Source organism: Kaistia dalseonensis (assembly GCF_030814715.1).
Classification (GTDB): Bacteria; Pseudomonadota; Alphaproteobacteria; order Rhizobiales; family Kaistiaceae; genus Kaistia; species Kaistia dalseonensis.
This window is the reverse complement of record NZ_JAUSVO010000006.1, coordinates 396,435-421,572: the sequence shown is the minus strand read 5'-3', so window position 1 is coordinate 421,572 and position 25,138 is coordinate 396,435. Positions and strand designations below refer to the sequence as shown.

Annotated in this window: 24 protein-coding genes, 1 tRNA gene and 1 pseudogene; 17 read left to right on the top strand and 9 right to left on the bottom strand. The window is 65.8% G+C overall.

From position 1 onward, the window contains the following. Positions 1–59 precede the first annotated feature (59 nt). Entirely contained in the window at positions 60–992 is a 933-nt protein-coding gene (ypfJ, locus tag QO014_RS21435) for a KPN_02809 family neutral zinc metallopeptidase (protein ID WP_266350787.1), read from the top strand. A gap of 3 nt (positions 993–995) precedes the next feature. Next, positions 996–1,592 (top strand): DUF1003 domain-containing protein, encoded by a 597-nt coding sequence (locus QO014_RS21430; RefSeq protein ID WP_266350786.1) that lies wholly within the window; start codon positions 996–998, stop codon positions 1,590–1,592. On the opposite strand, the gene QO014_RS21425 is transcribed toward QO014_RS21430, so the two are convergent. Beyond that, the gene (locus QO014_RS21425; protein WP_266350785.1) at positions 1,552–2,097 is read right to left on the bottom strand and encodes a ClbS/DfsB family four-helix bundle protein; all 546 of its coding nucleotides are present in this window, start codon (positions 2,095–2,097) and stop codon (positions 1,552–1,554) included. The genes QO014_RS21430 and QO014_RS21425 overlap by 41 nt on opposite strands. A 28-nt stretch (positions 2,098–2,125) precedes the next feature. Continuing rightward, positions 2,126–3,085, bottom strand: a complete 960-nt coding sequence (locus QO014_RS21420) for an alpha/beta fold hydrolase (protein ID WP_266350784.1) — start codon at positions 3,083–3,085, stop codon at positions 2,126–2,128. A gap of 297 nt (positions 3,086–3,382) precedes the next feature. On the opposite strand from QO014_RS21420, the gene QO014_RS21415 reads away from it, so the two are divergent. Further along, on the top strand, positions 3,383–5,716 hold the full coding sequence (locus QO014_RS21415; protein WP_266350783.1) for a DUF6600 domain-containing protein: 2,334 nt from the start codon (positions 3,383–3,385) through the stop codon (positions 5,714–5,716). An 87-nt stretch (positions 5,717–5,803) separates the two neighbouring features. Here the strand turns inward: QO014_RS21415 and QO014_RS21410 are convergent, their stop codons facing one another. The 4 genes from QO014_RS21410 to dnaG all read right to left on the bottom strand — a co-directional run bounded on the left by QO014_RS21410 (position 5,804) and on the right by dnaG (position 11,049). After that, positions 5,804–6,106, bottom strand: coding sequence for an HlyU family transcriptional regulator (locus tag QO014_RS21410; RefSeq protein WP_266350782.1), 303 nt, complete (start codon positions 6,104–6,106; stop codon positions 5,804–5,806). Positions 6,107–6,191: 85 nt separating this feature from the next. Continuing rightward, the gene (locus tag QO014_RS21405) at positions 6,192–6,773 is read right to left on the bottom strand and encodes a Uma2 family endonuclease (protein WP_266350781.1); all 582 of its coding nucleotides are present in this window, start codon (positions 6,771–6,773) and stop codon (positions 6,192–6,194) included. A 151-nt stretch (positions 6,774–6,924) separates the two neighbouring features. Continuing rightward, positions 6,925–8,913, bottom strand: coding sequence for an RNA polymerase sigma factor RpoD (rpoD, locus tag QO014_RS21400; protein WP_266350780.1), 1,989 nt, complete (start codon positions 8,911–8,913; stop codon positions 6,925–6,927). 192 nt (positions 8,914–9,105) lie between these two features. After that, positions 9,106–11,049: a DNA primase gene (gene dnaG, locus QO014_RS21395; protein WP_266350779.1), complete on the bottom strand. Its 1,944-nt coding sequence runs from the start codon at positions 11,047–11,049 to the stop codon at positions 9,106–9,108. Positions 11,050–11,382: 333 nt separating this feature from the next. Here dnaG and QO014_RS24610 point away from each other — a divergent pair, with 333 nt between their 5' ends. Together QO014_RS24610 and QO014_RS21390 are read left to right on the top strand one after the other, a co-directional pair. Then, on the top strand, positions 11,383–11,583 hold the full coding sequence (locus QO014_RS24610; protein ID WP_370877194.1) for a BrnT family toxin: 201 nt from the start codon (positions 11,383–11,385) through the stop codon (positions 11,581–11,583). Continuing rightward, positions 11,507–11,851, top strand: a complete 345-nt coding sequence (locus QO014_RS21390; RefSeq protein WP_307258987.1) for a BrnA antitoxin family protein — start codon at positions 11,507–11,509, stop codon at positions 11,849–11,851. The genes QO014_RS24610 and QO014_RS21390 overlap by 77 nt, the downstream gene beginning before the upstream one ends. Before the next feature lie 57 nt (positions 11,852–11,908). Here QO014_RS21390 and QO014_RS21385 read toward each other — a convergent pair whose 3' ends face one another. Both QO014_RS21385 and QO014_RS21380 read right to left on the bottom strand, forming a co-directional pair. Further along, entirely contained in the window at positions 11,909–12,877 is a 969-nt protein-coding gene (locus QO014_RS21385; RefSeq protein WP_266350778.1) for a small ribosomal subunit Rsm22 family protein, read from the bottom strand. A 10-nt stretch (positions 12,878–12,887) separates the two neighbouring features. Continuing rightward, entirely contained in the window at positions 12,888–13,340 is a 453-nt protein-coding gene (locus tag QO014_RS21380; RefSeq protein WP_266350861.1) for a GatB/YqeY domain-containing protein, read from the bottom strand. 251 nt (positions 13,341–13,591) lie between these two features. Between QO014_RS21380 and carA the strand changes: the two genes are divergently transcribed. The 5 genes from carA (at position 13,592) to QO014_RS21355 (ending at position 20,045) form a co-directional block, all read left to right on the top strand. Continuing rightward, positions 13,592–14,821: a glutamine-hydrolyzing carbamoyl-phosphate synthase small subunit gene (gene carA, locus QO014_RS21375; protein WP_266350777.1), complete on the top strand. Its 1,230-nt coding sequence runs from the start codon at positions 13,592–13,594 to the stop codon at positions 14,819–14,821. 89 nt (positions 14,822–14,910) lie between these two features. Continuing rightward, positions 14,911–15,840: a diacylglycerol/lipid kinase family protein gene (locus tag QO014_RS21370; protein WP_266350776.1), complete on the top strand. Its 930-nt coding sequence runs from the start codon at positions 14,911–14,913 to the stop codon at positions 15,838–15,840. Between the two features lie 535 nt (positions 15,841–16,375). Next, positions 16,376–18,610 (top strand): autotransporter domain-containing protein, encoded by a 2,235-nt coding sequence (locus QO014_RS21365; protein ID WP_266350775.1) that lies wholly within the window; start codon positions 16,376–16,378, stop codon positions 18,608–18,610. A 180-nt stretch (positions 18,611–18,790) separates the two neighbouring features. Beyond that, positions 18,791–19,318 (top strand): invasion associated locus B family protein, encoded by a 528-nt coding sequence (locus QO014_RS21360; RefSeq protein ID WP_266350774.1) that lies wholly within the window; start codon positions 18,791–18,793, stop codon positions 19,316–19,318. 82 nt (positions 19,319–19,400) lie between these two features. Further along, positions 19,401–20,045: an invasion associated locus B family protein gene (locus QO014_RS21355; protein ID WP_266350773.1), complete on the top strand. Its 645-nt coding sequence runs from the start codon at positions 19,401–19,403 to the stop codon at positions 20,043–20,045. Positions 20,046–20,101: 56 nt separating this feature from the next. Here the strand turns inward: QO014_RS21355 and QO014_RS21350 are convergent, their stop codons facing one another. After that, positions 20,102–20,842: an SIMPL domain-containing protein gene (locus QO014_RS21350; protein WP_266350772.1), complete on the bottom strand. Its 741-nt coding sequence runs from the start codon at positions 20,840–20,842 to the stop codon at positions 20,102–20,104. A gap of 172 nt (positions 20,843–21,014) precedes the next feature. On the opposite strand from QO014_RS21350, the gene QO014_RS21345 reads away from it, so the two are divergent. The 7 genes and pseudogenes from QO014_RS21345 to QO014_RS21315 all read left to right on the top strand — a co-directional run bounded on the left by QO014_RS21345 (position 21,015) and on the right by QO014_RS21315 (position 25,137). Next, positions 21,015–22,304, top strand: coding sequence for an NAD(P)/FAD-dependent oxidoreductase (locus tag QO014_RS21345; RefSeq protein WP_266350771.1), 1,290 nt, complete (start codon positions 21,015–21,017; stop codon positions 22,302–22,304). Positions 22,305–22,324: 20 nt separating this feature from the next. Next, positions 22,325–22,400: transfer RNA gene (locus QO014_RS21340), tRNA-Ile, on the top strand. A gap of 420 nt (positions 22,401–22,820) precedes the next feature. Then, positions 22,821–23,057 carry a hypothetical protein gene (locus QO014_RS21335; RefSeq protein WP_266350770.1) on the top strand — a complete coding sequence of 79 codons (237 nt, stop codon included), beginning with the start codon at positions 22,821–22,823 and terminating at the stop codon, positions 23,055–23,057. A 125-nt stretch (positions 23,058–23,182) separates the two neighbouring features. After that, complete coding sequence (locus QO014_RS21330) at positions 23,183–23,455, top strand: DUF3489 domain-containing protein (protein WP_266350860.1); 273 nt, start codon at positions 23,183–23,185, stop codon at positions 23,453–23,455. Positions 23,456–23,460: 5 nt separating this feature from the next. Continuing rightward, positions 23,461–24,025: pseudogene (locus QO014_RS21325) on the top strand (DUF2924 domain-containing protein). 137 nt (positions 24,026–24,162) lie between these two features. Next, the gene (locus QO014_RS21320) at positions 24,163–24,540 is read left to right on the top strand and encodes a recombinase family protein (protein ID WP_307258986.1); all 378 of its coding nucleotides are present in this window, start codon (positions 24,163–24,165) and stop codon (positions 24,538–24,540) included. A gap of 42 nt (positions 24,541–24,582) precedes the next feature. Further along, on the top strand, positions 24,583–25,137 hold the full coding sequence (locus tag QO014_RS21315) for a recombinase family protein (protein ID WP_307258985.1): 555 nt from the start codon (positions 24,583–24,585) through the stop codon (positions 25,135–25,137). Position 25,138 lies beyond the last annotated feature (1 nt).

Sequence of the window (25,138 nt, the reverse complement as noted above, 5' to 3'; positions counted from 1 at the left end):
GGCTGGAAATCGGGTCAATGTTTCGGCCGTGCAGGGCCTGGCGAAGAGGAGAATGAACCATGCGGCTCGGCGGACAGCGGGAGAGCAACAACGTCGAGGATCGTCGCGGCGAAGGTTCGGGCGGTCTCGGCGGCATGGGTGGACGGCCGATCGGCCTTGGGGGCGGCGGCATTCCGCTGCGCGGCAAGTCGCTCGTGGTGCTGGCCGCGATCGTCGGCATAGGCTGGCTCGTCTTCGGCATCAATCCGATCCAGATGCTCGCCATGATGACCGGCGGCGGCTCGATCGATTCAGGCTACGACCAGTCGACGCCATCGCCACGAACGAGCAGTTCGGCCAACAATGCCGGTGCCGAGGATCCCGGGCGCATCTTCGTCGCCAAGGTTCTTGGCAGCACGGAGGATGTCTGGACCGATATCTTCAAGGCCGAGGGCGAGACCTATACGCCGACGCCGCTGGTGCTCTTCTCCGGCGCGACCCGCTCGGCCTGTGGCTCGGCGAGCGCGGCGTCCGGCCCGTTCTATTGCCCCGTCGACAAGAAGGTCTATATCGACTTGGCCTTCTATGACGAGCTCAAGAACCGCTTCGGCGCGTCGGGCGATTTCGCGCAGGCCTATGTGATCGCGCATGAGGTCGGCCATCACGTACAGGATCTGACCGGCGTGCTGCCCAAGTTCAACCAGATGCGCCAGCAGATGAGCCCGGCCGACGCCAACGCCATGTCGGTCAAGGTCGAGCTGCAGGCGGATTGCTATGCCGGCGTCTGGGCCAACAAGACCGACCAGAAGGGCATGCTCGAGGAGGGCGATATCGACGAGGCGCTGAATGCGGCGACGCAGATCGGCGACGATGCGATCCAGAAGCGCAGCCAGGGCTATGTCGTGCCCGACAGCTTCACGCACGGGACCTCGGCCCAGCGCAGCGGCTGGTTCAAGCGCGGCTACCAGACCGGCGATATACGCCAGTGCAACACCTTCGCAGGCGGCGCCTGATCCATGGGTTCGGATGATGCTATTCGGGGGCTCGCGGAGCGCCTGCTCGCCGACGGCGTGAAAGACATGACCACGCGCGACCGCAAGCTGCTGCAGAAGTTGGCTCAGCGCCATGTCGCGCGCGACATCAACACCGAGTTCGATCAGCAGCTGACCTTCGGCGAGCGGTTGTCGGACCGTGTCGCCGAGTTCGGCGGCTCCTGGACCTTCATCATCGGCTTCGGCGTTGTCATCGTCGCCTGGGTACTGCTGAACGCCGTGGTGCTCGTGCGCTGGGGCTCGCCCTTCGACGCCTATCCGTTCATCTTCCTGAACCTCGTGCTCTCCATGGTGGCGGCGATCCAGGCGCCGGTCATCATGATGTCGCAGAACCGGCAGGCGGATAAGGACCGGCTGGCGGCGCAGCACGATTATGAGGTCAACCTGAAGGCCGAGCTGGAGATCATGTCGCTGCACGAGAAGCTCGAGCAGATGCGCACCGGCGAACTGAAGACGATCCTCGACCGGATCGAGGGATCGCTGCAGCAGCATATGGCGGAGGACGAACTGCGGGAGGCGCTCACGCGCCCGGGGCGGGCGGATCGCGGCGAAGGCCGGTGAGGCCGTTTGCCTTCCGCCATTTCTGCAGCCTTGCCCGCGTATTGGCATAGGGCGATGCCGTGTTGAACTGGATCATCCGCCCGAGCGGCCACTTGCCGTACCAGGGCTCGCCGTAAAGCGCGTCATCGGATTGCGCCGCGACGAGGGCCACGACCCCGACCTTCGCCCGCTGGAGCCGTTCGATGAGTTCGGGATACGGCAGGGATTCATAGTCGCGGTAGAACTTCTCGGCGAGGCGCCCGAGTTCATTCCAGCCATAGCCCGTTTCCGGGAAGTCCACCGCCTGTCCTGCCTGTTGTCGGACATGCCATTTGAGCACCAGCTCATTCCAGCCGATCAGATAGGCCACGGCATCGCGCACGCTCATCCGTGCGCCGACGCTGTGGCCCTCCATGGTGGCCTCGTCGATCCGGCCGGGCGGAATCGCTTCGAGCACATCCATGAGCTTGGCGAAACTGGTCTCGATCGCCGCCAGGAGGCTCTTCCGGTCGTTGGGTATGGCCATTCTGCCAGGTCGGCGCCGGTGCGATGCTTCAGCGGCCGTCCACGCGCAGCATCCAGTTGATCACGCCGCGCCAGTCGGTCATGCGGATCGGCGTGCCGTGCGAGCCGGTGTTGAACAGCACGAACTTGGTCGGATAGCCGGGCGCCTGCTTGCGGATCGTGTCGTAGAACGAAGCCTGCGCCTTCCAGTCGAAGACGTTGTCGTCGCTGCCATGGCCAAAATAGAGCGGGATGCGGCGTCCGCCGGGCTTCATCGCCGGATTGCCGAAAAAGGCGGGGTCGTCGAGCGAACCCATCAGCAGCATGCCCGACAGCATCGCGTTGATCTGCGGATCTTCCATGAGCTTCCAGCAGACATTGCCGCCGAACGAGCCGCAGGCGAGGAACACCGGCGCACCCGGCGATTTCTGCGCATAGCTCATCATCAGCGCCTTGACGTCGGCCGCGCCCTTATCCTCGAAATCGGTGAAATCGGGCGAGAGATAGACGCCGCCCGCATTCACGACCAGGTTCTTGATGCGGTTGAAATTACCGCCGAAGGACCAGTCGTCGGCGCCGAGGAAGCGGGTGCCGTTCTGCCCGTGCAGGAAGACGACGATCATCGATGCGCGCTTGTTGACCGCGCCGACGCCGACATAGCGCAGCTTGCGCCCATTGCCGCCGGTGTAATCGTAATGCCCCTGCGACCAGTTCACGCCGGTCGAGACATAGTTCCACTTCACCTTGCGCTCGGGCACCTCGTCGCGCTGGTGGATGTCGCGCATCTTGTCATAGTCGACGACGATGAAATCGCCATCGTCGCGCGTCTCCAGAATGCCGGGATATTTGAAGAGATTATCCTTGTAGGGTCCGAGTTGCAGGCTCTGGGCGAGGGCGGGCGCCGCGCGCAGAAGGGCCGGCGCGGCCAGGACCAGCGGGGCGAGCGCGAGAATCAGCGCCGCGCGCGAGAGGATCAGCGCTGCCCGCCATGCCGTCTTCAAAGCCTTCATCGGCCTGTTTCCTCGCCTTCATCGTCTTGTCGGCGCGAAGATGGCATCCTTGGCGACGGCCGCCAACCCCGCCAACGTCGCGTGCTTTTCTGCGCCGTTCAGGGAACGTTCAGGCGCGCAAGGCGATGAGCCACGCACGATCGTGGCGGCGTTCGACCCGGAACCGCCTTGGTCGGGCCTCTGCGCCGCCGCTTTTTGGCGTTGAGATAGGACGAATCGCGGATTTGCCGGGCATCGGGACATCGGTCGGCCGCCTGTCGCGCCGATAGCTGCCCTGGGACATGAGGACGGTCGAGAATGAATGTTTGGGGTCTGGTTGGAGCGGCCGTCGTCGGCGGCGTGGTCGTGGCGAGTGCCGCCGTGGTCACGGGCGTCGTCGAGGTGCCCTATTCGATCGAGCTGAAACCGAAGGGTGCGCCGGCACCGGCACCGGCCGTGGCTGTGACGCCTGACCCGACCGATCCCGCCAACACCACGGATGGCGATGGCTACGACCAGGCGGCCGCGACCGCGAACGCGCAGGCCGTCGTCGCCGATGCGCGCCCGGCGGTGGCTCCGCCGAAGCCGCGTCCGCGGCCCGTCGTCGCCGCGCCCCGTCCGCAGCCGGTTTCGACCCGCCCGCCGGCCCGCGGCCCGACCGGCGATGTCGGCTATTTCTTCGACGAACTGGCGCCCTACGGCAATTGGGTGGCGAGCCAGGACTATGGCTATGTGTTCGTGCCCAAGCGGCGCGGCGCCGGATGGCGGCCCTATCAGGAGGGCCAGTGGGTCTGGACCGACGATTATGGCTGGTACTGGGAATCGGCCGAGCCGTTCGGCTGGGCGACCTATCATTACGGCCGCTGGGATTATGATCCCGATTTCGGCTGGTACTGGATTCCCGGCGATACATGGTCGCCGGCCTGGGTGACGTTCCGCGTCGGCGGCGGCTCCGTCGGCTGGGCGCCGATCGCGCCGGATCGTCCGGGCTATGCCTATGGCAAGCCGCGCCGCTACGAGGCGCCGGTCGCCGAAAGCTGGGTCTTCGTCGACGACCGCTATTTCGGCGATCCCGATGTCGGCCGTCGCGCCGCGCCGGCCGACGAGATCGGCGATTATTTCGGCCGTGCCCGCGATGTGCGGCGCCCCGAACTCCAGGATGGTCGCTATTTCAACGATCCGGTCGGCCGTCCCGATCGCCCCTCGCGCCAGATCGTCTATGTCGACAATCAGGACGATATCTTCCAGGACGATCGCGGCGGGCGCATCGGGGTGTTCCGCCCGCGCATCGACGGCGAGCCGTTCGACGGGCGGCCGCAGCGCTTCGAGCGTGACGTGCCGCGCGATGATCGTACGCTGATCCATCAATATGTGCCGGCTCAGCCCGACGCCGCCGGCCTGCTTTCGGCCGCGCTCCTGTCCGTGCTCGATTCGGGCGAGCGGCGCGATATCCGCCGTGATCGCGACCAGGCGCAGCCCGATCGCATGCAGGCGGAGATCCAGCGGCTGAATGCCGAGAAGGCCGCGACGGTCGATGAGCAGCGCCGCGCCGCCGACAGCCGTCGGGCCGAGTTGGATGCCGCCAGCCAGAAGGCCGCTGCGGCGCGCCAGGCCGAGCAGGAGCGTGTCCGCCAGGAACGCGCTGCCAAGGCCGACGAAGTACTGAAGAAGATCGACGCCACGCCGCCGGCACCGGCCCAGACGCCGCCGCCAGCGCAGACGCCCGCTCCGGCCCAGACGCCACCGCCAGCCCAGACCGCCCCTCCGGCGCCTGAGCCTGCCAATCCGGCACCGCAGCCCCAGCCCGAGCCGGCGCGTCCTGCGCCGCAGCCCGAGCAGGCAGCCCCGCCGCCGGCGGTCAATCCCGCGCCCGAAGGCGATCGTCCGGGCAAGGGGCGGCCGAAGCCCGATGCGCCGCGTCCTGATCAGCCGCAGGCGCCCGCCGAGCCGGCGCCGCCTGCTCAGCCCCCGGCTCAGGAGACGCCGCCTGCAGCCGTGCCGCCGCCCGCCGAGCCGGCACCGGCTGAAGCAACGCCGCCTCAGGCCGAACAGCCGGCGCAGCGTCCGGGCAAGAAACGCCCGCAGCGCGAGGCGCCGGCGCCGCAGCCGCAAGCCGAGCCACAGGCGCCGCCGGCCGAGGCCGCACCTGCGCCCCAAGCCGAGCAGCCGCCGGCAGAGCCACCACAGCGTCCCGGCAAGAAGCGCCCGCAAGCCGAGGAGCCGGCACCGCCGCCGCAGCCCGAGCAGCCTGCGCCTGTCGCGCCTCAACCGCCCGAGGCCGCACCGGCACCGCAGGCCGAGCAGCCGCCGGCCGAACAGCCGGAGCGTCCGCGCAAGAAGCGTCCGCAGCCTGAGGAGCAGCAGCCGCCACAGCAGCAGCCCGCGCCGCAGGCGCCACCGGCCGAGCCCGCGCCCGCGCCGAAGGAGCCTGCACCGCAGCCGGAGCCGCAGGCGCCTCAGCCGCAGCCTGAACCGCCTGCACCGGCCCCGGAGCCTGCACCCCCGCGGCAGGAAGCGCCGGCACCACAGCCTCAGCCCGAGGCGGCGCCGCCGCAGCAGGCCGAGCCTCAGCCGGCGCCGCCGTCCGCGCCGCAGGGTTGCCCGGAAGGTACCCAGCCGCAGGCCAACGGCAGCTGCGCGGCGCCGCAATAGGCCCAGACGAGAAAAGACCGGCCGCACAAGAGCGTGGCCGGTCTTTTGATCTCGGTCGGCTTGCCGGCGGAACGGCCGGCATCCTGCCTATTGGGCGTCGTAGATGCGGTCGCCCTGTTCGTCGATGATCTGGTGGCCCTTGATGATGATCAGCGTGACCGCGTCCTCGCGGCTCGCATGCTTGTCCACCCGCACGAAGCGATAGGATTTCAGCGTGCCGTCGATGGTCTTCTCGATGAAGCCGGCGGTCTGGAACTGGCTGCCGGCCTTCATCGGCGCGGGGCGGATCGTGTGGCCCTTATATTCGACCGCTTCGGCCGCCGAGCCCTTGTCCTCGCCGCTCGCCGCTTCGCCGCCGCCACCGAAGAGCTTCTTCAGGAATGAGACCATGTGCGTGCCTTTCGTCGATCGAACAGATGATTCGGGGCGAAACTAGCCGCTGTCCGCCCGAAGCGCCATCGAGGCGCCGCCGTCCCTATTCGCCGATATGGAGATCGGCGAGGCGGAGCGCAAAGGCGCTGGGCGCAAAGGCGGGAACCACGAGGTCGTCGATGTGCCAGGGGGTGATCGAGCGATAGCGATCGCCGGCCGGATCGCGATGGACGTGGATCACCATGCCCATGACATCGATCACCCACAGCTCCCGAATGCCGAAATGGGCATAGATCAGCGATTTGACGCCCAGATCGAAGCCCAGCGAACTGTCCGAAATCTCGACGGCGAGCAAGACCGTGTCCGCGCCGAGATCACGAAGAGCGGTCTCGCGTGCGAAGACGAGGAAGTCCGGTTCGAGAAAGGTGTCCGGAGCGAGGCGCAGCGTCGTTTCGGGGATGAAGGCGTGCGATGGCGGACGTTGATCGCCCCAGCGCAGCATGATTTCGAGCTTGAGCGTTTCATGCCGGCTGCCCTTGGCGTTCATCGGAACGAGCTCTCCCCCGATCAGCTCGACACGTTCATCGTCGCGGATCAGCCCGACCTCGCCCATGCGCTCAACCTCGGCGACCGTGAAGGTGCGGCGGGGCAGATCGTCCGTGCCGATGAGCGAGCGAATGTTCATCGCGCCAATATAGCGACAAGATCGATGATGGGCGAGCGCGGGGGATGTGCCGCGGGGGCGCCTGATGGCCACTGATCGCGCGATCGTCCGACAACTGGGTCCGGACGTGAAAACGCCGGCTCGAGGCCGGCGTTTTCGGGTGGGGATCGTCCTAGTTGTCGAGGAAGCTCCTGAGCTTCCGCGAGCGGCTCGGATGCTTCAGCTTCCGGAGCGCCTTGGCCTCGATCTGGCGAATACGCTCGCGCGTCACGCTGAACTGCTGGCCGACTTCTTCCAGCGTATGGTCGGTGTTCATGCCGATGCCGAAGCGCATGCGCAGCACGCGCTCTTCACGCGGGGTGAGCGAGGCGAGCACGCGCGTCGTGGTCTCGCGCAGGTTCGACTGGATCGCCGCGTCGATCGGCAGGATCGCCATCTTGTCCTCGATGAAATCACCGAGATGCGAATCCTCCTCGTCGCCGATCGGCGTTTCGAGCGAGATCGGCTCCTTGGCGATCTTCAGGACCTTGCGGACCTTTTCGAGCGGCATGGCGAGCTTCTCGGCCAGCTCTTCCGGGGTTGGCTCGCGGCCGATCTCGTGCAGCATCTGCCGCGAGGTGCGGACGATCTTGTTGATCGTCTCGATCATGTGCACCGGAATGCGGATCGTGCGGGCCTGGTCGGCGATCGAGCGCGTAATCGCCTGGCGGATCCACCATGTCGCATAGGTCGAGAACTTGTAGCCGCGGCGATACTCGAACTTATCGACGGCCTTCATCAGGCCGATATTGCCTTCCTGGATCAGGTCGAGGAACTGCAGGCCGCGGTTCGTATACTTCTTGGCGATCGAAATCACGAGGCGGAGGTTCGCCTCGACCATTTCCTTCTTGGCCTGGCGTGCTTCCTTCTCGCCCTTCTGCACCATGTGCACGATGCGGCGATATTCGACGATCTCGAGGCCCGTCTCGGTGGCGAGGTTCTGGATCTCGCCGCGCAGGTCGCGGATCTTGTCCTTGCCGTTGGTGACGAAGTCCTTCCAGCCGCGGCCGCCGAGATTGGCGACACGGCGCAACCAGTGCGGATCGAGTTCCGAACCCTGATATTCGCGCAGGAATTCCTCGCGCGAGACACGGTAGCTCTCGGCGAGGCGCAGCAGGCGCCCCTCGGAGCTCATCAGCTTCTTGTTGATGTCGTAGAGCTGCTCGACCAGCGAATCGATGCGGTGCTGGTTCAGCGAGAGCGACTTGACCTCGAGGATCAGGTCGTCCTTGAGCTTCTTGTAGCGGCGCTCCTGGGAGGGCGACAGCGTCTCGTTCTTGAGGCGGCCCTCGACGAGCTGGTCCTGCAGGCGGCGCAGCTTCTTGTAGTTCTCGGCGACGTTCTCGAAGGTTTCGACGACCTTCGGCTTCAGCTCGGCCTCCATCGCGGCGAGCGACATGTTGTTTTCCATGTCGTCTTCGTCGTCGCCTTCGCCTTCACCCTCGACGGGGATCGGCGGCTCGGCCTCTTCGTCCTCTTCGCCAAACGGCACGCCACCCGGACCGGCGATCGGCGCGTTCTTCGCGTCCGGGCCGGCATAGGTCGCCTCGAGGTCGATGATGTCGCGCAGCAGGATCTTGCCTTCGGCGAGCTCGTCCTTCCAGATGATGATGGCCTGGAAGGTGAGGGGGCTTTCGCAGAGGCCTGCGATCATGGCCTCGCGGCCGGCCTCGATGCGCTTGGCGATCGCGATTTCGCCTTCGCGCGACAAGAGCTCGACCGAGCCCATTTCGCGCAGATACATGCGCACGGGGTCGTCCGTGCGGTCCGTCGGCTCCTTCGCCGTCGTCGCACGGGCAACCGCCGTACCGGTTGATTCGGTCAGCTCGCCGCTTTCCTCGTCATCGGCCGCGGCTGGCTCTTCCGCCTCTTCCGCCTCGTCGGCCTCGATGACGTTGATGCCCATCTCGGAGAGCATGGCGAGGATATCCTCGATCTGCTCAGACGTGACTTCTTCCGACGGCAGGACGGAATTCAGCTCTTCATAGGTGACAAAGCCGCGCTTCTTGGCGCTCTTGATCATCCGCTTGACGGCGGCATCCGAGAGGTCCAGAAGCGGGCCGTCCTGCGGTTCGGCCTGCGCTTCTTGAGCCTCGTCGTTTTCCTGAACTTTCGTCGCCATGCTCTTCTCCGCCTTGGTGGGAGCGTCGCGCCAGACGGACACGCCCGTCGCGCACAAACCCCACCGATCAATCCCAGCGCGGCCGGAACGTTGCTCCGCCGCGAATCACACCCGAGAAATAGACTTCGTCCCTTAAGGCCCAACTAACCTTTCCGGGTTGCCCAAGCCTTTTGGCCGCCGCGTTCGACGACCCTACATCGTCCTCAATCGCCGGCCGGAAGTGGCGCCGAAGCCCTCGATCAGAGCCTCGGTACCATCGCTATTTGCCAATTGGTTCTGGATGTCGACCAGATGCGCCAGATTGGCGTCGCTCGGGTCCGAGGCAAGTGCAGCCTCCGCATCCTTGAGTTCCTTATGTAAAGTGCGCGCCTTCCTATGCAAGGTCAGTGCCTGCAACCATCCATCGAGCGCGTCCTGTTCGGATGCGTCCGCGCTCGCCTGCCAGTTTCTGGCCAGCTTGATCTGCAGGTTCAAACGATCCACCAAATCGCCAAAGTTCGCGCCGACGAGTCGATACCTCAAAGCGTCCACGTCTATATGGGGCTCATCGGCGGCAATCTCTAGGATTTGCGCACGAAGAGAGTCAAGCTCGTGATTCGTTAGCTCGATTTCGGCGAGCGCGTCGAAATGGTCGGCGATGAGTGCCGGATGGTTCACCATCGTCATGACCAGCACGGTTTCCCGGGGGCCCGCGGCCGGTCGGATCTTGGTCTGTTGCAGCTTGGACGAGACCTGGGTCGACTGCGTACGATAGGTCGGCACATAGCGCGGCGCGTCGGGGCGATCGGCCTGCTGGCGTCCGCCGAATCGGCGTTCCATGCGGCGCTGGCCACCCTGGCGGCCCTGCGCACCGCCGCCGAAGAAGTCGCGGACCCGCTCTGAAAGCGCCTGTTCGTAATAGCGGCGCACCGTTTCCTCGCCGACGGTGCGGGCGATATCGCGCAGCCGCGCTTCGAGCGCGGCACGCCGCTCCGGCGTCTCGAACACGCCGCCTTCCGTCTCGCGCGTCCAGATCATCTCGACCATGGGTCGCGACGCGGCGATGATCTGGCCCATCGCTTCGCGCCCGGACTGACGAATGAGATCGTCGGGATCCTGGCCTTCGGGCAGGAGGGCGAAGCGCACGGTCTTGCCGGGCTTCAAGGCGGGGAGCGCCAGATCGACCGCGCGATAGGCGGCGCGAAGGCCGGCCTTGTCGCCGTCGAAGCAGAGGATCGGTTCGGGCGTAAGGCGCCAGAGCAGGTCGAGCTGGTGTTCCGTCAGCGCCGTGCCGAGCGGCGCGACCGTGTGCGGGAAGCCGCCGGTCACCATGGCGATGACGTCGACATAGCCCTCGACGACGATGAGCGTGCCGGCCGCCTGGACGGCCTTGCGCGCTTCGAAGCCGTTATAGAGCAGGTCGCCCTTCTTGAAGAGCACGGTCTCGGGCGAATTCAGATATTTGGCCGGCACGTCGGGCGACAGCGCCCGCCCGCCAAAGGCGACGATCCGGCCGCGAAAATCGGTGATCGGGAACATCACGCGGTCGCGGAATCGGTCATAGGAGACGGGAATATCCTCGCCCGAAATCAGCAGGCCGGTCGCGACCATGTCCTCATGCGGCACGCCTTTGGCGGCCAGATATTCCTTGAGCGCATTACGGCTCGAGCGGGCATAGCCGAGGCGGAAGCGGCGCTGGATATCCGGGCCGAGCGCGCGTCCGTTCAGATAGCCGCGCGCCTGCGCCCCGTCGCGCGATTGCAGCCCCTCCTCGAAATAGCGGCAGGCGAGCTCCATCACCTCGTGCAGCGAAGCGCGCTTCTTGTCCTCTTCCTCCGCGCGGGCGTCGCGCGCCGGCATCGGCAATCCGGCCTCGCCGGCCAGCCGCTCGACAGCCTCGGGGAAGGAGAGGCCCTCGATCTTGGTCAGGAAGGTGAAATGGTCGCCTGATTCGCCGCAGCCGAAGCAGTGATAGCGGCCCTTGCGATCATCGGCGTGGAAGGACGGCGATTTCTCGCCATGGAATGGGCAGCAGGCCCAGAAATCACCCTTGACCGCCTGTGTCTTCCTGCGGTCCCACGTCACCCGCCGCCCGACGATCGACGAGAGCGGCAGGCGCGCACGGATTTCATCGAGGAAGGACGGTGAGAAGCGCATGGCATCCAGGCTGGGTGATGACCCTCCAATGTAGGACGCGGAGGGGGCGAGGGCAAAGGAAAGCGGCGAGTTATCCCACAACGGCTGGTGTGGAGCGAATGACAGGTCATTCGTATATCGATTTGTATATACGCGCCTTGGCTTCTTTCGTCTTTCGTGCTAGGTGTTTCTCAGTCTGAAACTGCCCGCGCAGGACGTGCGGCCATCTTGGAGGTCATTTTGACCGGAGACGGCCCTGAAATCCTGCATGCTTCCGACCGGAAGCTCGAATTCGAATGGGATGAAGCCAAACGTCTGAGGACCCTGGCAGACCGCAACGTCGACTTTCGTGACATGAGAAAGCTCTGGCACGTGGGCGTGGTGCGATGGCGCTCCGATCGCAATGATGAACGACGCTGGCAGCGTGTCGGGCCATATGAAGGCCGACTCTTCTCTGTCGTCTATACGGAGGTTGATAATGTCATTCGGATCATCTCGGCGCGCCGCGCGCGTCCCGGCGAAGAAAGAGCATATCGTTCGCTATTCGGAGGATGAGCTGGACGCGATGGGGCCTGGCCAGACGGATCTCGTTCGCCTCGACGCCGTAACCGAGGAAGAGATCGAGCGTCAGGCCATCGAGGATGGCGATGGCGACATCGACTGGTCGACACTCGAGGTAGTCATTCCCGCCGAAAAGACGGCGATCTCGATCCGGGTCGATCAGGACGTGCTCGATTTCTTCAAGGAGGCCGGCCCCGGCTACCAGACGCGGATCAATGCCGTGCTGCGCAGCTACATGGAGCAGAAGCGCAAAGCCGGTTGATCTCTGCCGATTGACCTTGGCCGGTTGAGCATCCCGCCCGATCCGGCATGCATCCCGCTATGCCTCGATCGCATCGCCCCAGTCGAGGCGGCGGGCCGTCTTGTAGAGTTCGCCATCGCGGCGCGAGATCAATCGTTCCGCCGCTGTCCCTGCCGGCTCGCAGAGCTTCAGCGTGACGCGGCCGCTCGCCTGGCGCGGCGGCGCGAGGATGCGGGCGGGGCGTGTCGCGACCGGTTGGCGGGTTGCCGCGACATAGATGAATTTCTCGTCCTCGAACGGCACGACGGCGTTCTTGCCGCGCAGATGCGTGCGGCTGCGGGCGACGCGGCGCGAGAAATGGCACCAGTCGGGCTCGACGATCGGGCAGGGCGCGTCATGGGCGCAGGGGGCGACAAGCTGTGCGCCCGCCGAAATCAGCCATGTCCGCGCGTCGAGAATGCGGCGCCATCCGGCCGGTGTGCCGGGCTCGACGATCAGCAGCACGCCCGTCGTGGCCCGCCATGCGGCCTCGACGAGGCCGGCGCGGGCGTCGGGCGCGAGCTCGTCCAGCACATAGCCGATGGTGACGATGTCATGCGGCGCGAAGGTCGGCGCCCTCGTGGTGAAATCGGCCGATCGCCATGCGAAGCGCCCGGGGCCGGCGGCCTCCGCGAGCCGTTCGCCCCAGCGCCGCATGGTGGCGCTGCCCTCGATCATCTCGGCGTCGTCGATCGAAGGCCAGGCATTGCGTGCCGCCCAGAAGGCCGTGCCGGGTCCGGCGCCGAGATCGAGCAGGCTCGCGGGCGCGAAATCGGGGAGGGCAACGATGACGGCCTCCAGCGCGGCGCGGATCGCGGCATAGGTGGCGGGCATGCGCGTCGCGAGATAGGCGCGCGCCGCATTGTCCTCGGAGACGTGGAACTGGCCGTCGCGGACTTCCGCGCGATAGCGCCGCGACAGGCGGTCCGCCGCCTCGGCGAGGGCGGCCGTCGCGCTGCCCTCGAGCGCTGCGTCGACCGCTTGCCGGAGCGCCGGCGGCAGTTCCATCGTGCTGCTCCTAGCTCGTCAGCGCCGCCTTGATCGCCGCGCTCGCCTTGCCGAAATCCATCTGGCCGGCATAGCGCGCCTTCATCTCGGTCATGACCTTGCCCATGTCCTTGATGCCGGAGGCGCCGACTTCGGCCATGACCGTGGCGATCGCCGCCTTCACGTCGTCCTCGCTCAATTGCCTGGGCAGGTATTCCTCGATGATGGCGATTTCCGCCTGTTCCTGCTCCGCGAGTTCGGGCCGGCCGGCGTCGATATAGATCTTGGCCGATTCCGCACGCTGCTTGACCATCTTGGCGAGCAGGTCGAGAAGCTCGGTATCGCTCGCCGCATTGGTGCCGGCGCCGCGGGCGACGATGTCGCGATCCTTGATCGCGGCGGAGATCAGGCGCAGGGCGCCCGTGCGCTGCTTGTCGCGCGCCAGCGTCGCGGTCTTGAGGTCGGCATTGATCCGGTCGCGCATGTTCTTCTCCTCGAAAAGCCGGCGCACCATAGGTGGCGCGCCCGTGACGTTCAAGTCTCAATCATCTAACGCATTGAAAATGCTCGTCTTTAATTTCAGCTGCCGGGTTGACGGCGCGGTTCGCTTGGCCTAGGTTCCGCGCCGAACGGTGACGGGCGGTGGATTGTGATGATCCGCCGCGTTTTTTCGCGCGCGTACGTCACCATATCCGTACGGATTATACCCGTTCACCTGAGATTTGCGGATCAATCATGGCCGACACAATGCTGACCGATGCGATCACGGACGACAACGCCTGGGCAGAACCGAAGCCGACCGCGCTTCTGGTGCTGGCCGACGGGACCGTGATCGAAGGCCGAGGCATCGGGGCCACCGGCCGGGCCGTCGGCGAGGTCTGCTTCAACACCGCGATGACGGGCTATCAGGAGATCCTGACGGACCCGTCCTATGCCGGGCAGATCATCACCTTCACCTTCCCGCATATCGGCAATGTCGGCACGAATGACGAGGATATCGAGACGGTCAACATGGCCTCCGCCTCCGGCGTGCGGGGCTGCGTGATCAAGACCGACATCACCGATCCGTCCAACTACCGGGCGCTGAGGAATTTCGACGCCTGGCTCAAGGCACGCGGCATCATCGGCATTTCGGGCGTCGATACGCGCGCGCTGACCGCGCTCATCCGCGCCAGGGGCATGCCCAACGCCGTGATCGCGCACGCGCCGGACGGCGATTTCGACACCGCCGCGCTCAAGGCCGAGGCCGCTTCCTGGCCGGGCCTCGTCGGCATGGATCTCGCGCCTGACGTCACCACCGGACAGACCTTCCGCTGGGACGAGACGCCGTGGGTCTGGGGCAAGGGCTATGGCCGCGAGACGACGCCCGTCCACAAGGTCGTGGCGATCGATTACGGCATCAAGCGCAACATCCTGCGCCTGCTCGCCGATGCGGGCTGCGAAGTCACCGTGCTGCCGGCGACGGCCACGGGCGAGGAAATCCTGGCGCATAAGCCCGATGGCGTCTTCCTCTCCAATGGTCCGGGCGATCCGGCGGCGACCGGAGAATATGCCGTGCCGGCCATCAGGGAGGTCATCGCGGCCGATGTGCCGCTCTTCGGCATCTGCCTCGGCCACCAGATGCTGGGCATCGCGCTCGGCGGCGAGACGCGGAAGATGCACCAGGGCCACCATGGCGCCAATCATCCGGTCAAGGACCTGACCACGGGCAAGGTCGAGATCACCTCGATGAACCACGGCTTCGCGGTCGATTCCGCCTCGTTGCCGGGAACGGTCGAGGAGACGCACGTCTCGCTGTTCGACGGCTCCAATTGCGGGCTCAAGGTCAAGGACAAGCCGATCTTCTCGGTCCAGTATCATCCCGAGGCCTCGCCCGGTCCGCGCGACAGCCACTATCTCTTCACGCGCTTCGTGAACATGATCCGCGCCCGCAAGGGCGAGGACGCGCTGCCCGAGCAGGGCTGATCGCCCGGCGCCGCGCCGGCCCTGCCGTTCAAGGCGGGGCGGTGCCGGCCGGGGATGCGCGAGACGGGCCGGCTCGGGGGAGGGTGGACGTGCCGGATACCATCGTCATCCTGAATGCCCATGCCGGCACGATCCTCGACCGCGGCGCCGACACGATCCGCGCCATGATCGCCGAAGCGCTGTCGGGGCGGGGCGGTTCCGTCGAGATCGTGCTCGCGGAAGGGCCCGCCTTCCTGCAGGCGATCGACGCGGCGGCGCGATCCGGCCCGCCCATGCTCATCGTCGGCGGCGGCGACGGTTCGGCCGGACATGCCGTGCGCCGGCTGGCGGGAACGGACCGCGTGCTCGGCCTGCTGCCGCTCGGTACGCTGAACCTCTTTGCCCGCAGTCTCGGCATGCCGGCCGATATCGCGCCGGCGCTGGCGGCGCTGGGCGATGCCGTGGCCGCGCCGGTCGATCTCGCGGCCGTCAATGGCCGCATCTTCCACACCTTTGCCGGCCTCGGCTTCTTCGCCGAAATGGCGCGCGCAAGGGCCCGCATGCGCGGCGAGACCTCGTTCCTGCCCTTCGGCCGCTATATCGCGGTCGCCCGCTCGTCGTTTCGCGCCTTCAGCCGCACGGGACAGCTCGAGCTGACGCTGGAGAGCGCTGCCGGCCGCGAGACCGTGACCGCCTATGCCCTCGTGGTCAGCAACAACAGGCTGGCGGCATCGCGCTTCGATCGCCTTCGCCTCGATGAGGGCGTGCTCGAGGTCCATGTCGCGGAGGGTGCCGAGACCGCGCGGCGCATGCAGGCCGGGCTCGATCTGCTTGCCGGCAGTTGGCGCGACAATCCCGATATACGCTCGATCGTGACGACGACGATTTCGGTCGGCAGCCATCGCCCGCGTCTCTGGCTTTCGGTCGATGGCGAACTGGTCCGCCTCGCGACGCCGCTCCGCTTCGAGATCATGCCTGCCGCGCTCAAGGTGCTGCGACCAGCGGTGGCCACCGGCCCTGGACCGACCGTCCTGGCCTGACTGCGTTCCGCGGCGGCGACACCAGGAGGTTGCGCCGAGCCGCATGCTGGCCGGCGGGCGCCGAAAGACCGATGCGGGCCGAACCCATCGGCGCGCGAATCAGTTGAGCGATTCCCGCGCGACGTGCTGCACGCCGCCGGACCGCCCGATCACCCACGAAATGACGCCGTTTTCGGCTCTATGCCGCACTGGATTTGTGGCTCTTGAGCAACGGATTGGTGATTTTTCCACACCGCATCGCAACATCAAGGCTCGCCGAAATGCTTGCCATCCCTTGCTTCCTCGTTGCGCGCGTAACGTGCAAGGCGCCGTAATCTCACGACAATTTATCGGCGGGGAAGGTCGGTCGGATGGGCGCAATATGGCTTTCGCGCCCGCATCATGCTGCGATCTTCACTATTCCTAAAGTTGCAATGCATGGACACGGTCGGGCGAATTCTGCTCTTAATTGAGGCGCTGCGAAGAGGTGGCACCAGAAATTCTCCGGCGCGGGGGCACGTTGCCCGGAGGATGATTGAGTCGGGCGGAGTCTTGCATGCGGTTGCGCACCAATCATTCAGTTCGTCGAACCGGTCTTCTGAGCTCGGTTTCCGGTTTCGTCGTTCTTGCCGGCATGGCGATGCTGACACCCGAACAGGCTCAGGCGGCTTGCAGCAGCACGCTGCCGCTTTCCTGCGTCACCGATGGCGACAACAACATCATCGACAATACGGCCGTTGATCCGGTTTCCGTTACGGGCGATTCCACGACCGAGCTGACCACGGTCGGTGGCAACAACACGATCAGCAATGCCGTGAGTTCATCGCTGTTCGTCAATGGCGACAGGGCGGGCGACGTGTCGAATACGTCCACCTTTGTCCTGCAGAGCTCCACGGGCAGCAATCTCATCAGCAATAGCGGCACCTTCGGGGTCGGCTATTCGGAAGGCAATCCCGACACCACCGACAATAACGGCTTTGCGCTCACCTCGCAGTCCGGCAACAACACGATCGAGAACAATGCCGGTGCGACCTTCAGCGTGGTCGGCACCTCGCAATTCGTGCTGACCTCCGAGACGGGCAACAATCTGATCACGAACGGCGTCAATGCCAGCTTCAGCGCGATCGGCGCCAATGTGTTCCAGTTCCAGACCCAGGATGGCAGCAACACGCTGTATAATCAGTCGGAAGCAGCGTTCGAAGCGATCGGCAACAACGCGTTCTCGTTCAGTTCGGCCAATGGCGACAACCTGATCCAGAACGATCTCCGCGGCGTGATCACGGCGACCGGCTACAATACGTTCGATTTCAGCAATCCAAACGGCACCAGCACGGTTCAGAACGGAGGTATCATCGAGACCTTCGGCCGGACCAGCTTCAATGGGCTCGACAATTTCAACAATGCCGGCGGCGTGCTTTCGCTGGTCAACAATGTCTCCTACCTGCCGGTCAACGGTGTTTCCACCCGCTTCGGCTCCGGCGTTGGCGACGTCACCTATATTTCCGGCAATTTCAACGGTTCGCTCGGCAGCGTGATCGCGGTCGACGCCACGCTGCACGGTCCGAACGATTCCTCGTCCGACGTGGTCGTCATCGGCGGCAAGGTCACCGGCACGACCGATGTTTACATCAACAACCTCTCCACCAAGCCCGGCGGCTATGACCCCAACGGGGTGCTCGTCGTCGACGTCCAGTCGGGCAATGCCGCGCCCGGCAGCTTCCGGCTCTTGAACGGCCCGATCGATACTGGCCTGTTCTCCTATGATATCTATCAGGCGCCGGTGGCGGGCGGTGCCAGCGATTCCAATTTCGTCCTGGCGAGCTATGCCGACAGCAGCTCGTTCGCGCTGCCGCAGTTCACCACGCTCAGTCGCGATATCTGGAATTCGACGTCGGATGGCTGGATCGACAGGGCGGGTGACCTGCGCGAGAGCTTTGCTGCGACAGAAGCGGTGGACCCTTCGAAGCGTTCGGGCATCTGGGGCCGCTTCATCGGCGGCTCGGCGACTAGCACGCGCGATCAGTCGGTCACCACGGTCGGCGGCCGTACGGTCCAGGCCGATGCCGGATACGACCAGACGCTCTTCGCCTTCCAGGCTGGTGTCGATCATGAATTCGACGGCACCGTCGCCAATGGCGTGTTGATGGCCGGCGTCCTCGGTGGCTATGTCGCGAGTGCCGTCGATCTCAGCAATAACGAGACGATCAACTTCACTGGCCCGCAGGTCGGCGCCTATGCGAGCTGGATCAAGGGGCCGCTCTATATCGACGCCCTGGTCAAGGGCGACTTCCTGAGCGCGGACTATAATATCGGCGGCAGCAATGCGAGCACGGACTCGACCACGATCGGTGGTCGCGTCGAGACCGGCTATCGCTTCTTCACCGCAAACGGCATGTTCATCGAACCGGTTGCCAGCCTCGCCTATACCAACACGTCGATCGACAACATCGTGATCGGTGGAGCGGCCGTGAACTTTGATGATGGCGATGGCCTGGAGGGCAAGGTCCTGACCCGCTTCGGGGGCTCGTTCCTGCAATATGGCGCCAAGGTCGATCCCTATGTCTCGCTCGGCATCGCCGGCGACCTGCTCGGCAACAACAGCGTCACCATCGATAGCGGCCCCGGCCTCGTCGTCGAGGACAACGCTCCCGATGTCTTCGGTGAAGTCGGCGCCGGCTTCAATGTCGTCGTGCTCAAGAACGGCGTGACGGGCTTTGCCAAGGCCGACCTGCGCTTCGGCGAGGATTATGTCGGCGGCACCGGCAAGTTCGGCATGCGCTGGACCTGGTAGGGGCGGCGACACCATCTCGCAGTCCCGTCCCCTGTTCGGGTTATTTCCCTTTCGGCTCGGCTATGCTCAGAAGATGTCGCCGGCGACGCGGCGAATCGGTTCGTGTCGCGCCGGGTGGCTCAGGGCATAACTGGATTTCGGCCGGTGCCGATCGCGGCAGGCCGAAGCGGGGGAAAGTGAATGACGTATCGTATCGACCGGCTGCGTGCGCTCGCCATGCTCGCCGTGATGGCGGCTGGGGCGCCGACCCTTGCCGTGGCGCAGGACCAGGCCCCGGCCGGCCAGGCGGCCGCCAAGGCGCCGCCGCCCTGGCTCACAGTCTGCCAGGGACAGTCGCGTGACGCCGCGCTTGATTGCCAGATGGAGCAGCGCGTGATGCTGCAGAATACCGGCCAGTTCGTCGGCTCGCTCACCATTCGCGTGCCGGCGGATGGGCGCAAGCCGACCCTGATGATCCGCGGGCCCCTGGGCGTCACGCTCGCGGCCGGCGCCACGATCGATGTCGACGGCGCCAGCGCGGTGACGATGCCGCTACAGACCTGCGACAATACCGGCTGCTATGCCGGCGCGCCGCTCAGTGGCGACCTGCTCAACGCGATGGTCAAGGGGCAGGTGGTCAACCTGACCTTCCAGAACCTCAGCAAGGCGCCGGTCTCCATCCCGCTCTCGCTGTCCGGGTTTTCGGCCGCCTACGCCAAGATCAAATAGTCCAACGCCACGGCTTTATTTCTGCCGATCTTGTTCCTGACATTGCAGGAAATATGGGCGTTGGAGTATTCATGGAACTCCAATGTCCTATTATTACGACGAAGATGATGGACACAATCGCCGCGCCACCTTCTGGCGGGTTGTCGGCGTGCTTGTGGTCGCCGTCGTCGTCGCCGTGCTCCTGACGTTCCAGTCCGGGCGGCTGCTGACATGGGCGCGGCAGGTCGTGGCGATGACCGGTATCGAGAACGCGCTGGTGCTGTCCGGCGCGCCCTCGGCCCGTGCCGGCTCGGCCATTGCGGCGGCCGGTGGCGTCGAGACGATCGGCGCGTGGAGCCTGAATTGCGCAGGCGCCGCGTCAGCCCCATGCGCCATGTCGCAGAGCCTGCATCAGGTCGGCACGCCGCCACAGGACGCGACCCTCGTCATCGAACGCACGGCGGCCGGTGTCTTCGCGGTCTGGACGATGCCGACCGGGATCATGGTCAATCGCGGGATGACGCTCGACATAGGCGACGGCAATCCGAAGATCGTGCCTTATGAATCCTGCGATGCGGCCACCTGTGAGATCCGCGCCAAGCTCGCGCCGGACTTCATCATCATCCTGAAGGCGGCGACGCGTCTCTCGGCGACCATCACCTTCAAGGGCGGCACCAGCTTCACCTTCGCCTTCGGCCTGGACGGATTCGTCAATGCGCTCGCCCGTGTGACCGCGCAGCCGAGCTGAATTCGCCTCTGTTACGGGCGGCGGGATCGCCCGCCACCCGATTGCGCGCGGGATGCCTATCGCGGCGCGATGGCGTAGACGACCGTCGCGTTCGCGGTGATTTCCTGTTCACCGCCCATGACGGGCGTCGAATCGGCGGCCTTCATCGCCATCTGCGCGCGGAAGACCGGCGGCGGCGCATTGTTGCCGAAGGCCGAGACCGACTGGATCGGGCCGAGCTTGACGCCGGCCGCTTCCGCCATCAGTTCCGCCTTGCGCCGCGCATCGCCGATCGCCGCCTTGATCGCCGCGTCGCGCAGCGCCTCGGCCTTGTCGATCTCGAAGGAAATGCCGGTGACGCGGTTGGCGCCGGCGGTGACGACCTTGTCGAGCAGCGGGCCGGAGCTGGCGAGATTGCGGATCTTGACCGTCACCTGGTTGATGACCCGGTAGCCGGTGATTTGCGAGCGGCCGCCGGCATCGTTCGATGGCTCGGAATAGACCGGCTCGACCGAGAGGCCGCTGGTGGCGATGTCGCGCGTGGCGATGCCGGCATCGGTGATCGCCTTGATGACGGCCGTCATGTCGGTGGCGTTGGAGGCGAGCGCGTCCTTTGCATTCGCCGCCTCCGCGACGACGCCGAGCGTGACGATGGCGATGTCCGGCGCGGCGCTGGCGCTGCCATCGCCCGAGGCCGTCAGGACGGGAACCGCCGGCGCCGTCTGCGCGAAGGCGGGAACGGCGAGGGCCGCCATCATGGTCGATGCCAGGATGGTCGTGCGGATGATGCCGGCGGTGCGGGCCATGCTGTTGCGCATGAAGCGTCTCCCCTTCGTCTCGAGATTGCGTAAGTGCGGGCGACGCTTACATAAGTTTGCATTGCGACGGGAAAGCGGCCGGAACGGCCCGCCGGTCTTGCAAGCGATGCGCCGCGGCCCCCATGATGCCGGCCGGCGCGACGATCTTCCCCGCATGGAACGGAGTTGCTCGATGGATGCTTCGCCTCTCAAGGTCGTGGTGATCGGTGCCGGATTCGGCGGTCTCGAAGTCGCGCATCGGCTGGCGCGCGCGAATGTCGAGATCCTGGTCATCGACCAGCGCAACCATCATCTGTTCCAGCCGCTGCTCTACCAGGTCGCGACCGCGGCGCTGGCGACATCGGAAATCGCCTGGCCGATCCGCCATCTGCTGCGCCGCGATCGCCATACGCGCACGCTGCTCGGCACGGTCACGGCGATCGACAAGCTGGCGAAGACCGTCACGCTCGCCGATGGCGCGACGTTCCCCTTCGACGTGCTCATCGTCGCGACCGGCGCGCGCCATGCCTATTTCGGCCATGACGAATGGGAGCCCCATGCGCCGGGCCTGAAGACGCTGGAGGATGCGACGACGATCCGCCGCCGCCTGCTCACCGCCTTCGAGCGGGCGGAGCGCGAGAGCGATCCGGCGCGGCAGGCGGCGCTGCTCACCTTCGTCATCGTCGGCGCGGGGCCGACCGGCGTCGAGCTCGCCGGCACGATCGCCGAGCTTGCCCACAACACGCTGCCTTCCGATTTCCGCAATTTCGATTCGCGCCGCGCCCGCGTCCTGCTCGTCGAGGCGGGGCCGCGCGTGCTCGCCAATTTCCGGCCCGAGCTTTCCGAATATTCGCGCCGGGCGCTCGAAAAGCTCGGCGTCGAGGTGGTAACGGGGCGGGCGGTGTCGCGCGTCGATGCCGAGGGCGTCACGCTGGGCGAGGAGCATATTCCGGCCGCGACCGTCATCTGGGCCGCTGGCGTGCAGGCTTCGCCCGCCGCGCTCTGGCTCGACGTGCCGGCCGACAGGGCAGGGCGCGTCAAGGTCGAGCCCGATCTCACCGTGCCCGGCGCACCGGATATTTTCGTCATCGGCGATACGGCCATGGTGATGTCGAACGGCGCGCCGGTTCCCGGCGTCGCCCCGGCCGCCAAGCAGCAGGGCCGCCATGTCGCGCAGACCATTCTTGCGCGGCTCAAGGGCGACCGCGCGCCGCGCCCGTTCCATTATCGCCATCAGGGCAGCCTCGCCACGATCGGCCGCCGCGCCGCAGTGGTCGATTTCGGCCGCATCCGCCTCACCGGAGGCATCGCCTGGTGGACCTGGGGCCTCGCGCACATCTTCTTCCTGATCGGTGTCAGGAACCGTTTGGCCGTCGCGCTGAACTGGCTCTGGATCCATTCGAGCGGCAGCCGCAGCGCGCGGCTGATAACCCAGCGCGAAACCCCAGCCTCGACGCAGGAGCCCGTCGACAAGCGCGCCTAAAAACGATAGGGAAGCCGCAAGGGCCTATAGCTCAATGGTTAGAGCCGACCGCTCATAACGGTCTGGTTCCAGGTTCGAGTCCTGGTGGGCCCACCAATCTCTCCGGCCGTCACCGTCTCTGCGGAGACCGCGTAGATCGCGTCGCTATTTCAATGGCATGCCATAGTCTGGCTCGCCGAGTCGCCTGTTTCCGACGCGATCTCCAGCCCGATTTTGGCGACGATTCGGGCCCCGTCTGCGGCATGCATTCCGTGGTTTCCGCATCGACGGATGCAGCCAAAGTAGAGACCGGGTTCGCGTCGACCTGAGACTGGCTCGCTTTTTTGGCCGCCGCCACGACCCGCCGCAATCGCCCCGGTTTTGGCGGCGAGTTCGACATATTAGACTGGACTGTAGGGCGGAGCGTTGCTGTGTCCGGTCGAGGCGCAGAAGCGGCCTGATCCCACCCCGCAGACAGGCCGTCGCGGGATTGCGGCGGTGACGGCATGAGCCGTTGTCACAGCCTGGATTTCGATCATGATGAAGACGACCCATAACGAACTCACGGACACTCAGCTCATCCTGCTTTCCGCAGCGTCCCAACGCGATGATGGTGTCATTGCGCTGCAAGAGCGGCTGAAGGGAGCGGTGGCAACCAGCGTCGGCGAACGACTGCTGGCCCTCGGTCTGGCGATGGAGCAGCCGACGGCGCCGGGCCAGCCGGCATGGCGTCAGACGGCCGATGGCGAGCGGTGGACGCTGGTCATTACATAGCGCGGGCTGGCTGCCATTGGCGTCGACGAGCCCGCGGTTGGCCGCGAAGACGGAGATCCGGTGTCTACGGAGCCGCCCATAGAGGTAGGCCAGAGCTTGGGTACGTCCGTTGATGCACCAAAACGATCGGGGCGCCCGGGCAGCAAGAAGGCCCTCGTCATCGGCCTGCTCGGTCAGGGGGAGGCGCTTCGATCGAAGATATTGCCGTGGCGACCGGCTGGCTGGCGCACACGATCCGGGCGTTTCTAACGGGTCTGCGCAAGGCCGGCATGGCAGTCGAGACAATCCGGCAAAGCGGCGAGCCGACACGCTACCGGCTGATGGAAGGGCACGGCGCTGAGACGATCACGATCCCGCCAGTCGACACGCTCGAACCCGCACGGGCTGAGGCAGCGTGATCCCCATGTCCCGGACCCGCCAATCCGCGAGAACAACGCCTCAGCCGATTGCCCTCGCCGCCGAGATCGATGGTCTCGCCAAACTCGACCTCCATGCACTGCGTGTCCGTTGGCGCAAACTGACGCGTAAGGAGGCTCCCGAACATCTCGGTCGGGCCTTGCTGATACGCATCATCGCCTATCGGATGCAGGCACGGATCCATGGTGATCTCGATGCCGACAGCGTCCGGCAACTCGAACAGATCGCGGGCGACCATGAATGCCGGCGCCGGGCAGGGGCGGTCAAGCCAAAGGCGGTGCCTCTGGTTGCCCCGGCGCCGCGGGATCGCGGCCATCGCCCCGGCACATTGTTCATCCGGGAATATGCCGGCGAGATGCACGTGGTGCGTCAACGGCGACGGCTTCGAATGGCAGGGAGCGGTCTACCGTTCGCTCTCGGAGATCGCGCGGCGCATCACTGGCACGAGCTGGAGCGGCCCCCGGTTCTTCGGCCTGCGGGACAACACCGAGACGACGTCGGGCGATGACAATGTCAAAACCGAACCGAAGCGACAGGGGAGGGGTCGGTGATGAGCGTTGCATCGGCAACAAGGTCGCGCGGGTCTGCACAACGTGCTGGCCTGACTTCAGGCCAATTCGGCCAACAGCCTCAGAAGGTCCTGCGCTGCGCGGTCTACACTCGCGTCTCGACCGAGCATGGGCTCGACATGGAGTTCAACTCCCTCGACGCCCAGCGCGAGGCTTGCGAAGCCTATATCAAGAGCCAGCGCCATGAGGGCTGGTCCTGTCTGCCCGCCGCCTATAATGACGGCGGCTTCTCCGGCGGGTCGCTTGATCGACCGGACATGCAGCGACTGATGACGGATATTCGTGCGGGAGCGCTCGACATCGTCGTGGTCTACAAGGTCGACCGGCTGACGCGCTCGCCTGCCGACTTTGCCAAGCTCGTCGAGCTCTTCGACGCCCATGGCGTCTCTTTCGTCTCCGTGACGCAGGCGTTCAACACGACCAGCAGCATGGGGCGGCTGACGCTCAACGCGCTGCTGTCCTTCGCCCTGTTCGAGCGCGAGGCCAGCGGCGAGTGAATCCGCGACAAGATCGCCGCCTCCAAACGCAAGAGCATTCGCATGGGCGGGCCGGTTCCGCTCGGCTATGCGCTGAAGGACAAGAAACTCGTCCCGGACGAGGTGGAAGCCAAGACGGTGAGAGTGATCTTCCGCGGCTATCTCGAGCACGGCACGCTGACTGCGCTGATGAAGCATCTCGATGCGAATGGCATCGTGACCAAGAGGACCGCTCGAAGGGACGGCACCAAACGCGGCGGGGTGCGCTTCGGCAAGGGCGCGCTCGCCTGTCTCCTGCGGAACCGGGTCTATGTTGGCGAGATCGCCCACAAAGACCAATGGTACCCCGCCGAGCATCCGCCGATCGTCGAGCGGGAGACATTCGATGCCGTGCAGGCGGCTCTCAACCGTCAGGGCGAGATCAAGGCAAGACGGCGCCTGGCAGCCCAGGACCTGTTCCCGCTGGTCGGCAAGCTCTTCGACGATCGCGGCAACCGGTTGACGCCGACCGTCGCCCGCAAGAACGGTGCCCACCACCGCTACTATGTCTCTTCAGCCCTTGCCCAGGGCCGGAAGGCCGAAGCGGGCACGATCACCCGTGTCCGGCGCAGCCGATAGA

What these genes read in the sequence shown, in the direction of transcription:
- QO014_RS21425 (WP_266350785.1), bottom strand. Translation starts at nt 2,097, where the DNA reads ATGGCCATACCCAACGACCGGAAGAGCCTCCTGGCGGCGATCGAGACC.
- carA (WP_266350777.1), top strand. Translation starts at nt 13,592, where the DNA reads ATGGCCGACACAATGCTGACCGATGCGATCACGGACGACAACGCCTGG.
- QO014_RS21360 (WP_266350774.1), top strand. Translation starts at nt 18,791, where the DNA reads ATGACGTATCGTATCGACCGGCTGCGTGCGCTCGCCATGCTCGCCGTG.
- QO014_RS21405 (WP_266350781.1), bottom strand. Translation starts at nt 6,773, where the DNA reads ATGAACATTCGCTCGCTCATCGGCACGGACGATCTGCCCCGCCGCACC.
- QO014_RS21355 (WP_266350773.1), top strand. Translation starts at nt 19,401, where the DNA reads ATGTCCTATTATTACGACGAAGATGATGGACACAATCGCCGCGCCACC.
- QO014_RS24610 (WP_370877194.1), top strand. Translation starts at nt 11,383, where the DNA reads ATGAGAAAGCTCTGGCACGTGGGCGTGGTGCGATGGCGCTCCGATCGC.
- QO014_RS21415 (WP_266350783.1), top strand. Translation starts at nt 3,383, where the DNA reads ATGAATGTTTGGGGTCTGGTTGGAGCGGCCGTCGTCGGCGGCGTGGTC.
- QO014_RS21350 (WP_266350772.1), bottom strand. Translation starts at nt 20,842, where the DNA reads ATGCGCAACAGCATGGCCCGCACCGCCGGCATCATCCGCACGACCATC.
- QO014_RS21320 (WP_307258986.1), top strand. Translation starts at nt 24,163, where the DNA reads ATGGAGTTCAACTCCCTCGACGCCCAGCGCGAGGCTTGCGAAGCCTAT.
- QO014_RS21380 (WP_266350861.1), bottom strand. Translation starts at nt 13,340, where the DNA reads ATGCGCGACCGGATCAATGCCGACCTCAAGACCGCGACGCTGGCGCGC.
- QO014_RS21430 (WP_266350786.1), top strand. Translation starts at nt 996, where the DNA reads ATGGGTTCGGATGATGCTATTCGGGGGCTCGCGGAGCGCCTGCTCGCC.
- QO014_RS21385 (WP_266350778.1), bottom strand. Translation starts at nt 12,877, where the DNA reads ATGGAACTGCCGCCGGCGCTCCGGCAAGCGGTCGACGCAGCGCTCGAG.
- rpoD (WP_266350780.1), bottom strand. Translation starts at nt 8,913, where the DNA reads ATGGCGACGAAAGTTCAGGAAAACGACGAGGCTCAAGAAGCGCAGGCC.
- QO014_RS21345 (WP_266350771.1), top strand. Translation starts at nt 21,015, where the DNA reads ATGGATGCTTCGCCTCTCAAGGTCGTGGTGATCGGTGCCGGATTCGGC.
- QO014_RS21365 (WP_266350775.1), top strand. Translation starts at nt 16,376, where the DNA reads ATGCGGTTGCGCACCAATCATTCAGTTCGTCGAACCGGTCTTCTGAGC.
- QO014_RS21390 (WP_307258987.1), top strand. Translation starts at nt 11,507, where the DNA reads ATGTCATTCGGATCATCTCGGCGCGCCGCGCGCGTCCCGGCGAAGAAA.
- QO014_RS21335 (WP_266350770.1), top strand. Translation starts at nt 22,821, where the DNA reads ATGATGAAGACGACCCATAACGAACTCACGGACACTCAGCTCATCCTG.
- QO014_RS21315 (WP_307258985.1), top strand. Translation starts at nt 24,583, where the DNA reads ATGGGCGGGCCGGTTCCGCTCGGCTATGCGCTGAAGGACAAGAAACTC.
- dnaG (WP_266350779.1), bottom strand. Translation starts at nt 11,049, where the DNA reads ATGCGCTTCTCACCGTCCTTCCTCGATGAAATCCGTGCGCGCCTGCCG.
- ypfJ (WP_266350787.1), top strand. Translation starts at nt 60, where the DNA reads ATGCGGCTCGGCGGACAGCGGGAGAGCAACAACGTCGAGGATCGTCGC.
- QO014_RS21420 (WP_266350784.1), bottom strand. Translation starts at nt 3,085, where the DNA reads ATGAAGGCTTTGAAGACGGCATGGCGGGCAGCGCTGATCCTCTCGCGC.
- QO014_RS21410 (WP_266350782.1), bottom strand. Translation starts at nt 6,106, where the DNA reads ATGGTCTCATTCCTGAAGAAGCTCTTCGGTGGCGGCGGCGAAGCGGCG.